Origin of the sequence: Carboxylicivirga caseinilyticus, from assembly GCF_050589785.1 — a bacterium.
In the GTDB taxonomy this organism is placed as follows: domain Bacteria; phylum Bacteroidota; class Bacteroidia; order Bacteroidales; family Marinilabiliaceae; genus Carboxylicivirga; species Carboxylicivirga caseinilyticus.
The window spans coordinates 1-12,544 of sequence record NZ_JBNGOX010000048.1; the positions used below are offsets into that span (position 1 = coordinate 1).

A 12,544-nucleotide genomic window follows, 5' to 3' on the forward strand; every position below is an offset into this window, starting at 1 on the left:
CAAAGGACTTTCAAATTACTCCGAATGTTTTCAAATTAATTTGAAAGTTTTGCTGGTTTTCATCAAACCAACATGGACTTTACCGGATGCTTACGATAAAATGCAATATGATTGCCACATTAAAATATTAACATATATCTTATCTTTGATGATTGGTATAATCAAGAACGCTTATTCTTATGGGTAAAATAGCAACGAACACAGATATTCAAATCAAAATCTTGACAAAAAGAGGAATGATTTTAGATTATGATGAATCGAAAATAAAAGAATTCCTATTAGATATTGGCTATTACAGGCTTGGTTTTTACTGGAATCCTTTTGAAAAAGATGGAAACCATAACTTTGTTGAAAACACTAAATTCTCGGATGTTATTAAGTTGTATTATTTAGATGTCGATTTGAGGAATATCCTAAGCAAGTACCTAAATAGAATCGAAGTTAACTTCAGGACTAAGGTTGTATATTATGCATCTAATAAACACAAGGACTCCCCGACTTGGTTTGCTGACCCAAGTATAGTAAATCGTGAGGTCATTGATAAAATTGGAGATTACTATCATGAGAATTTTATACGTAGTAATAAGCCAATAAAAAATCACCATAAGAAATATATAAACGATAAATATGCTCCTGCTTGGAAAACAATTGAGTTTTTTACTTTTGGAACAGTACTAAGTATTTTTCGCAATTTGAAAAACAATGAGATACAAGAGCGCATATCAAAAGAGTTTGGCATTTTAAACCTATCTAAATTTATTAACTTACTTGAGAAAGTAATTTTAGTTAGAAATATATGTGCTCATGGTGGAATTCTTTTTGATATGCGAACACCTAAAGGTCTTTCGGTTCTTCCTGATATAACCTATAACAATAAAGATAGAAGCTCTTTAGATTCTTGCATTAAAGTCATTTCATTTTTAATAAAGCAAATATCGGTTAATAGACATGAAGAATTAACAATGGAGATACGGGAACTATTTGAAAGTCACAAAGAAAACGACCTATTAAAATCTATAATCGAGAATAAAATCAATTACGTATATGAAAAATAAATTTGACAAATTAATTTAGGTTACATATATTTGTGGTCTCAGTGCACTGCTATTCGAAAGAATCAAAGACGTCGCTTTAGTTTCTGCACTTAAAAATATTAAAATAAAACCTGGACTTGCTCCAGGTTTTTTTGTTGCTATCAACATCCTTATGAAATACAATAGTGTAAGTTAAAATCAATGTTTATCCGTATAGCCTTATTCGGTTAATTTCAACGCCTAGTATACGTTTAAAAAAGAAAGCAAAAGCGCATTTTTGGCTATTTTATTTGCCAATTATTATCATTTTCGCAACAAAAGAACACTTTTAAGTAAGCATTTATGTGCTTTTTTACTGTAAAAACCTGCTTTTATGCGCTTTTTCACTATTAAAAGTAGGTTTTGCGCAAATTTAGATTTTTAAATCTATATAGGCACTGCATACTTTATAGTCCAATAGTTTAAAGGCAGGTTTTCAACTTAAGTATAGAACAGAATATACGTTTAACTTTTTGGTATCAATTATCACTTTGGATACAAAACAATATTCTTAAATATCGGTTGAGAACATTTCTGCTAATGATTCTCCCTGTGCCAAAACTCTATCTGCTTCTAACTTTGCTAAATCTGGTGGATAGCCGTATCGCATCAATATTTTCTTTACAGTCAGTCGTAATTTTGCTTTTACGTCATCTCGCTTACTCCAATCAACCGTTGCATTTTTTCTAATGACATCTACAATTGTATGAATCAATTCTTTCATTTTAGCATCGTCTAAAAAGCTTGTTGATTCATTTTCATTCAAAACGCTATAAAAAGCATATTCCTCTGGAGTTAATCCAAGTTCATCAGATTTATGGTCTTCTAAACGCATTTCTTTTGCTATCTCAGATAGTTCCTGCAGGACTTGTGCTGAATCAATTTGATTGTTATGGTAACGTTTCACAACTGATTCTAACATTTCGGAAAAGCGTTTCCCTTGTACTAAGTTTTTTGTTTTTCTAACTCTAACTTCATCACTTAATAGCTTTTTAAGAAGTTCAAAAGCAACATTTTTTTGTTGCATATTTTTTACTTCTAACAAAAACTCATCAGATAGAATACTTACCGATGGACTTTCAATGCCTGCTGCTTCAAATATATCTATAACGCCATCACTTGACAGAGCGTTATCTACAATTTGCTTAATTGCTGTTTCTACTTCGTAATCTGATTTCACGCCACTGCCCGAAAACTTATTGATTCGCGCCTTTACGGCTTGGAAAAATGCCACTTCATCTTTTATAGCTTCTGCGTCAGGACTTGGAATAGACATTGCAAAAAGCTTTGACAGCAATGTCACTTCTTTCAAATATCGTTCTTTCAGCTTAACGTCCGATAAAATAAAGTTTTGCGCACCTAATAAAACTTGCAGTTTTTCTGCTGTGCCAACTTTGAAATATGCTTTAAAATCAAAACCATTAAACATCTGTTCAATGATTTCAAACTTTTCATTCATGCCAGCAATAGCTTCTTTTATATCTACAATTGGTTCACCTTCGCCACCAGATTGTAAATATGTTGCCATTGCATTCCTTAAGTCTTGACCAATACCAAAGTAATCAACAACTAAACCTCCTGGCTTATCTTTGTAAACTCTGTTTACACGAGCAATTGCTTGCATTAGATTATGCCCTTGCATTTTTTTATCGACATACATTGTATGGGTGCTCGGAGCATCAAAACCCGTTAGCCACATATCACGAACAATAACTAATTTTAGTTCATCATTCGTATCTTTCATTCGAGTGGCTAAATCTTTTCTTTGCTGTTTGGTTGTTTTATGGGGTTGAAATAATTCAGGGTCATCGGATGAGCTTGTCATAACAACCTTAATCATTCCTTTATTTAAGTCATCATTGTGCCATTCTGGTCTTAAGTCTATAATTTCGTTATATAGTTTAACACAAATATTACGTGTCATTCCAACAACCATAGCCTTACCCTCAAAGACTTTTTGCCTTTCTTCAAAGTGCATCACAATATCTTTGGCTACGTCTTTTAATCTGTCTGGATGCCCAACCACAGCATCAATAGTTGCTGTTTTCTTCTTGGCTTTTTCTATTTGTTCTTCAGTTGCATCAGCAATGTCGTTTATTTCATCGTCTAATGCTTTTGCTGTTTGTTCGTCAAGTTTGATCTTTACAAGACGAGACTCATAACTAATTGGCACAGTTGCACCATCGTCAACGGCTTGTTTTATGTCGTACACATCAATATAATCACCAAAAACAGCAGGGGTTGATTTGTCTTCTTTTTCAATAGGTGTTCCCGTAAAACCTATGTAAGAGGCATTAGGTAAAGCATCACGTAAATATTTTGCATTACCATATTTTATTTCTGACCCTATTACATTATTATTCTCATCTTTGACTTCGGATTCACGAGCTTTAAAACCATACTGACTGCGATGTGCTTCATCAGCAACAACAACAATGTTGGTTCGTTCTGATAGCATTTGATAAACATTACCTTCGGCTGGAGCAAATTTTTGAATGGTTGAGAATATTACACCACCACCTGATACTTTCAAAAGTTCTTTGATATGTTCCCTATTATTTGCCTGAACAGGTTTTTGACGTAAAAGCCCAACACAGTTTCCAAAAGTCCCGAAAAGTTGGTCGTCCAAATCATTTCTATCTGTTAACATCACAATAGTTGGATTTTCCATTTTCGGGTGAGTAATAATCTGCCCACTATAAAAAACCATTGAAAGAGATTTACCTGAACCTTGCGTATGCCAAATCACGCCAATTTTACGATCTCCATCTTGTGTATGCGTTGCTCTTAAAGTCTGCTCAACTGCTTTTTGAATAGCGTAATATTGATGATAAGCTGCTACCTTTTTAATCTTAACCTGAGAAATAAGACCTGTTTTTTCATCTTTCTTTTCCTCTTGCTCAAATACGGTACAGTAGCGAATTAACTCAACCAATGTTTTTTTATTGAGCATATATTCTGTTAGAATTTGCAATTCGGTTCTAACATCATGTTTAATTTCTTTTGGTGCCTTCCATGAAAGGTAACGTGAAAAAGGAGCTGAAACACTCGATGTCGTTGCATCAATACCGTCTGAAATAATACAAATGGAATTGTAAAAGAAAATACTCGGAACAGCTTTTTTATAATTCTGAATTTGCGTGTATGCTTTGCGTAATGTAGCTTTCTCGTCTGTGGCTGATTTAAGTTCAATAAAAACTAGGGGCAAGCCATTAATGAAAATAACAACATCAAACCTCTTTTCGTTATTATTCTCTTTAACAACTAGTTGATTGACCACCCAAAAACTATTGTTTTCTGGATTTTCAACATCCAATAAGTTTACATTTATCCCTTTAGTTTTTCCGTCTTTTGTATATTCTACTGTTACTCCACTTGTAAGTAATATATGGAAACGCTCATTGTTTTCCATTATATCTTCTGTCCCAAGATTAATTACTTTTTGATAAGCTTCAACTCTTGCAGATTCAGGGAGAGAAGGATTAAGCTTCTTAAGCGATTGTTTAAAATGTGACTCTAATATTACAGAAGCAAAATTCTCTCGTTGCGGATTATCACTATTTGGAGAAATATCCGTGCCATTAAAATACGTATACCCTTGACTAACTAACTGGTCAATTAAGGATTGTTCAATGGTATTTTCGTTTATTGTATTCATAGGCATTTATTCAAAATTCTCCTTTAAAAATTCAGCAACGGCATTTTCAACTATTTCACTTTTGGCTTTATATAGTGTTCCAATAAATTCCTTTACATCAGCATCTTTAATAATCCATTTAATTTGCTCGTTTGAATAAGACGCGTTTAATATTTGATTAATTTCTTCGTTTGAAAGGTAGTTTATAAAAGGAGCTAGTTTTTCAATTGCATTATGAGTAATATAAAAGTTCTCTGAATTTATTAATTGTGTAATATAATCTATAAACTGCTCTCTTTCTGATGTACTAACAATCTCACCTGAATCGACTTCAATTATGTATTGCGTATTCTCAATTTCGATAAGAACATTTTGGTTGTCTTCAACATTATGCCAATACTCAATAATATTTTCTTTTGAAATAATCACATCAAGTTCTTCATTTACTCTTTCAATAAAGTAATCATCAAAAAACTGAGAAACACTTTTTTGTTTAAACTCTTTGTAGTTTTCTATAACTACAATATTATGATGTTTATTAAGAGCTTCTTTTAATCTCAAATCTTTCGCACAAACAAATACATTTTTATTAGGTATTTCTTGAAGATACTCTAACACTGAAAAGTAAATAAGGGCATCTTTAAATCCCTTGTCTGTATTTTCACCGCTTTCAAAAGGAGCTTGTTTATGGATTGCTAATTCTTTTATTTGAGGTAAGACATTATTATCCTTTAAGTCAATAATCTCAAAAGGTATGGATTCTTCATCCTGTAATTTTTGAATATAATTTTCAATTTCAAAGGATTTAGTATCTTCTTCGTTAACGCCTATGAGTTTATGAAAAGGATTATTCAAAAATTTATCTTTATTACTTTTTAAAGCACTTCTTTTTTGTCTTTTAATCTCCTGAACAACAACCTCTGGGATAACAACCTCTGCATCTTGTGTAAATTGTTCTAGCATTTCTCTGCTTCCGAGGAAGGTATTCACCCCTGTATTTCTAGCAATATTGGTATCAAAGATTACTTTTTCTTTCATACATTATTCTTTAAAATCATTAACTCTAATCTCTCCGTTCAATAACTTGGGTAATAAAGTGTCTCTTGTTTTAGAAAGATTAATGATAGCTTCATTATTTGCCGAGATTTTACTTGTTGTCGAATCTGCTAAATCAGAAAATTTTTTTATCAATTTAAAATCAGAGGGCAAAAATATCTGATATTCAGGGATTGCCTTTTTTGATAAGTGAAGAACTGTAGTTCCATTTGCATAACCTATACAATGTCCTTTAAAAGCTCTATTCTTCATTAGATAATAAAGGAATGAAGAAGTCATGTCTTTATGCTCAGATACAACTTTTACCAAATCCATTGTTATATACATTTTGTCAAAACCTGCATTATCAAAAATGAATGCTGGGTTTCCTAACACCTCTGCATCCTGTGTTAAATCAGTATGAGCAACAACTAAATCCCCTTTTTGTACTTCTTGTTCTGGTTTAGGGGTTCCTTTAAATGGCTTAAAACCTCTGGATTGAAAGTCTCCGTTTCTTCCAAAATTCTTAAGAGTTACTAATGCTTCATTGCTTTCATCAACTAGTTCCTTCCCTTTGTAAGAGTAGCCATTTACAGTCTTAACTAATTCATGCATTTTATAAACTCTCCAACCATCAGGCATTTTATCTCCAACTTGGAATTTTCCAAACCATTCTTTAAAAATAGTTTGAGCAGTCTGCTCTAAAGTGTTGTTTTGAGCCTGTAGATTTTCAATTTTATCATCTAAGGAGTTTATTATCTGCATTATAGATTCTTGCTCAGCTAAGGAAGGTAGGTTAATCATTAGTTTACGCACAGCCTCTTTGGTTATAGTTTTTGTAACTGAACCTAATGCAAAACTCTTTACATACTTTTCATTAGTCTTTAGGTAATAATAAACATATTTAGGGACTGCTTTTTCTTTATTAATTCTAAGTAAGAACAAATTCATAGCTAATGAAATAGGCTTTTCAATTTTTGGCGTATAATACACAGAACCTGCATTTGCTATTTTATTCATTATCAAATCATCTCTTTGAACTTTAGATTTTGAAAGAAAATTATAAGCCTCTTCTGTTATGTATTTATTATTATTTACAAAATCATTTTGCTCAAAATTTGTGGTTCTAATCATTAAAGCATATTCCTCAGAATCAAAAAGCTGAACATTCTCTTTTAGTTTCTTGTATGCTCCATTAGCATGATAGTCAGTAAGTAAAACCAATAATTCAGATAGGGCAACAGATTTCCAATTTAAATTATTCATAGTGTAATACCGATTTTATCTAATTGAGAAGTGATTTCCTTATTTAACTCTTCCTCTTTCTCCATTTGTTTTTTCAATGTAGATGTTAAGCTTTTAATTTTATCATTGAATGATATACCATCATCTTCTTCATCTGGCATTCCCACATATCTAACTGGTGTCAATATGTATGCATGTTTCTGCAATTCTTCTTGGGTTGTAGATTTGCAAAAACCTTTTATATCAGCATAGTTTTCATTTTTTCGCCAATTGTGGTAGGTTTCAGCAATTTTTTGAATATCTCCCCATCCATTTTCGTAAAAGTCTCCTTGCTTTTCTTCATCATCGGCATCTGACAACTTTCTGTGAACACGGTCTTCCATGTAACCCATTTCCGAAGCGTCAATAAATAAAACTTGTTTACTATGACTGTTCTTTTCTCTACGAAGTAACCATATACAAGCAGGAATGCCTGTATTATAGAATAACTGCTTAGGCAAAGCAACAATACATTCAACTAAATCATTTTCAACTAAGTTTCTTCTAATATCACTTTCTCCTGAAGCATTCGAGCTTAAAGAACCATTCGCTAAAACTGTTGCCATTACACCTCTTGGAGATAAATGATATAACATATGCTGAATCCATCCAAAATTAGCATTTCCATTTGGAGGAGTTCCATATTTCCATCGACCGTCATCCTGCAAAATATCAACACCCCATTCTTTTTGGTTAAAAGGTGGATTGGCCAAAATATAGTCGGCTTTTAGGTCAGGATGAGCATCTTTTAAGAAAGAACCTTCAGTGTTCCATGCGACAAATTTTGAGTTGATATTTCGAATAGCAAGGTTCATTTTAGAAAGTTTCCAAGTGGTTTGGTTACTTTCTTGTCCATACACAGTAATATCTTTAATGCTTCGTCCATGAGCAGTTACAAACTTTTCACTCATAACAAACATTCCTCCGCTACCACTTGCAGGGTCATAAACTCTACCTTTGTATGGCTCTATCATTTCCACCATTAGCTTTACTATAGCTTTTGGCGTATAGAACTGTCCTCCCTTTTTACCTTCCGCATTGGCAAATTCCCCTAAGAAATACTCGTAAACTCTCCCAAAGAGGTCTTTTGAGTTTTTATTCTCGACTTGCAACTCAGTATTTGAAATCAAATCAATGAGTTCACCCAAAGATGTTTTATCCAAGTTGGCTTTGCCATAAACCTGTGGAAGTACATTTTTAAGCTCTTTATTTTCCTTTTCTATGGCTTCCATTGCTTCATCAATGGATTGTCCAATCGTTGGCAGTTTTGCTTGAGAATGAATATGACTCCACCGGGCGCCTTTGGGTACAAAAAATACGTTTTCCGCTATGTATTCGTCTCTATCTTCTGGGTCACTCCATTCATCAGCTTCTAGTTTGTGGTATAACTCCGAGAAGGATTCTGAAATGTATTTAAGAAATACTAACCCTAAAACAACGTGTTTGTATTCCGCAGCGTCAATGTTCTTTCTGAGTTTATCGGCTGCTTTAAAAAGTTTCTGTTCGAAACTCCCATTATCTTTCTTTGCCATTTATATACTATATTTTTATAACTATTACACTTCAATAAAAGTGTCACAAGATAAGAAAATATAGTTTTTGAATATTATGTTGTCTGATATGAAAACACCTTAACTGATACCATATCTAGTATATGAGTGAATTGAAAAAGATATTTGAGGAGTTGTGATTTTGTATGCAAATAGTATGCAAATAAAAAAAGCGCCCGATGTGGAAGCCACCGAACGCCTTTATTTTCAACGTGGAGAATATCGGAATCGAACCGATGACCTTTTGACTGCCAGTCAAACGCTCTAGCCAACTGAGCTAATCCCCCAAAATGTATAAAGGGTATGAGTCAAAACTCTCTAGCCTCCCGATAGCTATCGGGATGAGCTAATCCCCCAAAAACATAAAAAAACAGTCTTTTCTGCTTTAGCGTTGCAAATATATATGTTTTTTCAATATCTCATGATTCATCATTAAAAAAGATCAATCAAAATTACATTTTGGTGTGTTTATTGTTGTCTTTTATATTAGGTTCTTATTTTGGTCGAGCATTAAAATTGTATGGTTCAATCTCGGTCAGCAAATGTTTACCTTAATCTAATCATGAAACAATAAAGTTGTTGGGTAAACAAATAAAAACTGATAGAAATAGGATGGAAATTGATTTTAAAATTCTATTTTTATGCACTCAAAATTTAGGGAATAGGGTAATGTGCCCTATATAACATGAATAAAACTATTATTTATAGCTATCTTTAGGCACCAAAACTTTGATCTATTATGGAAGTAAAAAAGTCGCCGAAGGCAGATCTTGAGAACAAGAAAAGTGTCTTTATGCAGATCGGTTTGGTGGTTGTTCTGGCAGTTGTTTTAATTGCTTTCGAATGGACAACAACCGATGTGGACGTCTCTCAATTTGAGATGGTTGAAGACCTTGAAGCCGAGGAGGAAATTATGCCTATTACAAGGCAAGAGGAAGTGAAACCACCACCACCACCACCACCACCAAAGGTTGCAGATGTATTGAACATCGTAGAGGATGATGTGGAGTTGGATGAGGAGTTGGACATCGAGGATACAGAAATGGAGGAAGATACAGAAGTTGATTTCTCTGATCTGGCAATGGACGAAGAGGAGGCTGAAGATGCACCCGTATTCTTTATTGTAGAAGAGATGCCTGAATTCCCGGGAGGTGAGGAAGCATTACGTAAGTTTATTGCTCAATCAGTTAAGTATCCTGTAATTGCTCAGGAGAATGGTATTCAGGGACGTGTTTATGTTTCTTTCGTTGTGAACACAAAAGGTGCTGTAACAGATGTTAAGATTGCACGTGGAGTGGATCCAAACTTGGATAAAGAAGCGATTCGCGTGGTTAACTCAATGCCAGCTTGGAAACCTGGTAAGCAAAGGGGTAAAGCAGTAAAAGTATCTTATACTGTACCTATTAACTTTGTATTGCAGTAGATTATTTTTAAGTCTATATAAAAAACCCTCGCTTTTGGCGAGGGTTTTTTGTTGCTTATAATTGAGTATATTTGTGGCCTTAAAACATTAGTGTTAATGATTGAAAATCTGTCGACTCAGCAGGAGTTAGAGAAGGTAGTGCTGGTTAGTGTAAAAACACCGGAGTTAACTGAGCAACAAGTTGAGGAATATCTGGATGAATTGGCGTTTTTGGCTGAAACAGCAGGTGCAGAACCTGTGAAACGTTTTACACAGAATCTTCCAATGCCTGATCCTAAAACATTTGTGGGAAGTGGAAAGCTTCAGGAGATAGTGGATTATATGAAAGTTCATGAGGTGAAGACAATTATCTTTGATGATGAATTAAGTCCTTCGCAGCTTCGTAACCTGGAGAATAATCTTAAAGTTTTGGTGCTTGATCGTACCAACCTGATATTGGATATTTTTGCACGGAGAGCCCGTACTGCCCACGCAAAAACGCAAGTTGAATTAGCTCAATATCAATATCTTTTACCCCGCTTAACACGTATGTGGACTCACCTTGAACGTCAGCGTGGAGGTATTGGTATGCGTGGTCCCGGAGAAAAGGAAATTGAAACAGACCGCCGTATTATTAGGGATAAGATTGCTAAACTAAAAGTTGATCTTAAAAAGATTGATCAGCAAATGTTCACTCAACGTCAGAACAGAGGTAAATTGGTTCGTGTTGCTTTAGTTGGTTATACAAATGTGGGTAAGAGTACCTTGATGAATGTGTTGAGTAAATCGGAAGTATTTGCTGAAAATAAATTATTTGCCACACTTGACACAACAGTTCGTAAGGTTGTGGTGGATAATATACCTTTTCTTTTGGCTGATACTGTAGGTTTTATCCGTAAGTTACCACATCATCTGGTCGAGTCGTTTAAGTCTACGTTGGATGAGGTGCGTGAGGCAGACGTATTAATGCACATTGTGGATGTTTCTCATCCGGGTTTTGAACAACAGATAGAAGTTGTAACTAAAACGCTGCATGAAATCGATGATAGAGAAAAACCAACTATTTTGGTTTTTAATAAGGTAGATGCTTATTCATATATTCCGAAAGACGAAGATGATCTTACGCCAAAAACAAGAGCTAATTTTACTCTTGATGAAATGAAGGAAACATGGATGGGACAACAGGATAACTGTATTTTTATTTCAGCTTTAAACAAGGTTAATTTTATTGAATTTAAAAAGGTACTTTACAATGCCGTTAAGGAAATTCATACGAAAAGATTTCCATTTAATGACTATCTGTATCAAACCTATGATGACGATAATAATGATGAATAACCAGTTATAAAGAAAGGACGTTTTTATCGTCCTTTTTTTGTTGTTATGCGTAACAATTCTGCCTCTAAACTGTAGAACATATCAATAAAATAACACCCGTATACGTCAAGTATGTTATCAATAGATAAGTTCAAGATTAAAATTCATCTGATATACAGAGGCTTCTTTTATCATTTCTTTTTTTGGTTGGTCTCTTTATCATTATTTGTTTTTATCTCAGGAGTTCAATCTATCTACATCAATTATTTTAACTTGCTGTTGAAAGATGATGTGTATGGGAATACAATACTTCTTAGTTTTCTATTAGCTCTATTATTTGCTACACTTGATGCCTTGTTCTCTGATAAAATAATGAGGCACTCTCCTATTCGTTTTTTGGTGTCATTACGGTTTTTATTGTATTTCTTACTTGGTTATATAATCATTTTCTTTTCTGAAAATAAAAATCTGAAATGGGCAGAATTTGTCAATTATAAGGACTTGATAAATAAAATACCTGAATTGTCAATGACTCATGTCCGGTTCCTGATTTGGTTTTATATTTCGTGTTTATTAAATAGTTTGTTGCGCGGAGTATTGCATAAAATTGGTATGGATAATTTTATGTATTGGATGCTGGGTATGTTAAATAAACCAAGGGCCGAAAAGCGGATTTTCATGTTTATCGATATGAAATCATCGGTGACCATTGCCGAGCAGTTGGGGCATAAAAACTTTAGTTTTCTGGTTCAGGATGTGTTTGGAGACCTGGCTATTGTTGAGAACTATCACGGAGAAATTTATCAGTATCTGGGAGATGGTGCAATTATTTCATGGGACTTAAAAAAGGGACTGAGAAAAAATAATTGCTTGAAGGCTTTTTATGCTTTTCAAAAGGTGATAAATAGAAAAAGTTTCTTCTATGATTTTAGATATGGCTTGGTGCCTGAGTTTAAAGCAGGAATTCATATTGGAGAAATAATGGTTCTTCAGGTTGGACGGTATAAGCGAGATATATCTTATAATGGTGATACTTTGAATACGACAGCACGTATTGAATCAATGTGTAACGTTTGTCGCGAAAATCTTCTGATATCAGGCGTTTTATATGAGTCATTAAAAGATAAAGAAGGCTTCAGCTTTAAAGAGATTGACGGCAAGAAGGTGAGTTTAAAAGGCAAACGTCAATCAGTTCAGATATATGGAGTAAAGCATAAGCAAAAGACAAAAAGGAAGAAATAAAAAG

At 33.7% G+C, this 12,544-nt stretch carries 9 protein-coding genes and 1 tRNA gene; 5 read left to right on the plus strand and 5 right to left on the minus strand.

All coding sequences use genetic code 11. The features are described from left to right. On the plus strand, nucleotides 1-187 hold a 187-nt coding region (locus ACRD62_RS19095; RefSeq protein WP_430821716.1), incomplete at its 5' end, for a hypothetical protein. After that, a complete protein-coding gene (locus tag ACRD62_RS19100) occupies nucleotides 180-1,055 on the plus strand; it encodes an Abi family protein (protein WP_430821717.1) in 876 nt (291 codons plus the stop codon). The genes ACRD62_RS19095 and ACRD62_RS19100, both read left to right, overlap by 8 nt. A 529-nt stretch (nucleotides 1,056-1,584) precedes the next feature. Here the strand turns inward: ACRD62_RS19100 and ACRD62_RS19105 are convergent. The 5 genes from ACRD62_RS19105 to ACRD62_RS19125 form a co-directional block, all read right to left on the minus strand. Then, a complete protein-coding gene (locus tag ACRD62_RS19105; RefSeq protein WP_430821718.1) occupies nucleotides 1,585-4,731 on the minus strand; it encodes a type I restriction endonuclease subunit R in 3,147 nt (1,048 codons plus the stop codon). Nucleotides 4,732-4,737: 6 nt separating this feature from the next. Then, nucleotides 4,738-5,748 carry a PIN domain-containing protein gene (locus ACRD62_RS19110; RefSeq protein WP_430821719.1) on the minus strand — a complete coding sequence of 337 codons (1,011 nt, stop codon included), beginning with the start codon at nucleotides 5,746-5,748 and terminating at the stop codon, nucleotides 4,738-4,740. Between the two features lie 3 nt (nucleotides 5,749-5,751). Continuing rightward, nucleotides 5,752-7,011: a restriction endonuclease subunit S gene (locus ACRD62_RS19115; protein WP_430821720.1), complete on the minus strand. Its 1,260-nt coding sequence runs from the start codon at nucleotides 7,009-7,011 to the stop codon at nucleotides 5,752-5,754. Further along, complete coding sequence (locus ACRD62_RS19120) at nucleotides 7,008-8,561, minus strand: type I restriction-modification system subunit M (protein WP_430821721.1); 1,554 nt, start codon at nucleotides 8,559-8,561, stop codon at nucleotides 7,008-7,010. Before ACRD62_RS19120 ends, ACRD62_RS19115 begins: the two co-directional genes overlap by 4 nt. A 231-nt stretch (nucleotides 8,562-8,792) precedes the next feature. Beyond that, a tRNA-Ala gene (locus tag ACRD62_RS19125) sits at nucleotides 8,793-8,866 on the minus strand. Nucleotides 8,867-9,318: 452 nt separating this feature from the next. Here ACRD62_RS19125 and ACRD62_RS19130 point away from each other — a divergent pair. The 3 genes from ACRD62_RS19130 (at nucleotide 9,319) to ACRD62_RS19140 (ending at nucleotide 12,540) form a co-directional block, all read left to right on the plus strand. Further along, on the plus strand, nucleotides 9,319-10,002 hold the full coding sequence (locus ACRD62_RS19130; RefSeq protein WP_321406231.1) for an energy transducer TonB: 684 nt from the start codon (nucleotides 9,319-9,321) through the stop codon (nucleotides 10,000-10,002). 96 nt (nucleotides 10,003-10,098) lie between these two features. Beyond that, entirely contained in the window at nucleotides 10,099-11,319 is a 1,221-nt protein-coding gene (hflX, locus tag ACRD62_RS19135) for a GTPase HflX (RefSeq protein ID WP_430821722.1), read from the plus strand. Nucleotides 11,320-11,430: 111 nt separating this feature from the next. After that, a complete protein-coding gene (locus ACRD62_RS19140) occupies nucleotides 11,431-12,540 on the plus strand; it encodes an adenylate/guanylate cyclase domain-containing protein (protein ID WP_430821723.1) in 1,110 nt (369 codons plus the stop codon). Nucleotides 12,541-12,544: the final 4 nt, after the last annotated feature.

What these genes read in the sequence shown, in the direction of transcription:
- ACRD62_RS19100 (WP_430821717.1), top strand. Translation starts at nt 180, where the DNA reads ATGGGTAAAATAGCAACGAACACAGATATTCAAATCAAAATCTTGACA.
- ACRD62_RS19105 (WP_430821718.1), bottom strand. Translation starts at nt 4,731, where the DNA reads ATGAATACAATAAACGAAAATACCATTGAACAATCCTTAATTGACCAG.
- ACRD62_RS19110 (WP_430821719.1), bottom strand. Translation starts at nt 5,748, where the DNA reads ATGAAAGAAAAAGTAATCTTTGATACCAATATTGCTAGAAATACAGGG.
- ACRD62_RS19115 (WP_430821720.1), bottom strand. Translation starts at nt 7,011, where the DNA reads ATGAATAATTTAAATTGGAAATCTGTTGCCCTATCTGAATTATTGGTT.
- ACRD62_RS19120 (WP_430821721.1), bottom strand. Translation starts at nt 8,561, where the DNA reads ATGGCAAAGAAAGATAATGGGAGTTTCGAACAGAAACTTTTTAAAGCA.
- ACRD62_RS19130 (WP_321406231.1), top strand. Translation starts at nt 9,319, where the DNA reads ATGGAAGTAAAAAAGTCGCCGAAGGCAGATCTTGAGAACAAGAAAAGT.
- hflX (WP_430821722.1), top strand. Translation starts at nt 10,099, where the DNA reads ATGATTGAAAATCTGTCGACTCAGCAGGAGTTAGAGAAGGTAGTGCTG.
- ACRD62_RS19140 (WP_430821723.1), top strand. Translation starts at nt 11,431, where the DNA reads ATGTTATCAATAGATAAGTTCAAGATTAAAATTCATCTGATATACAGA.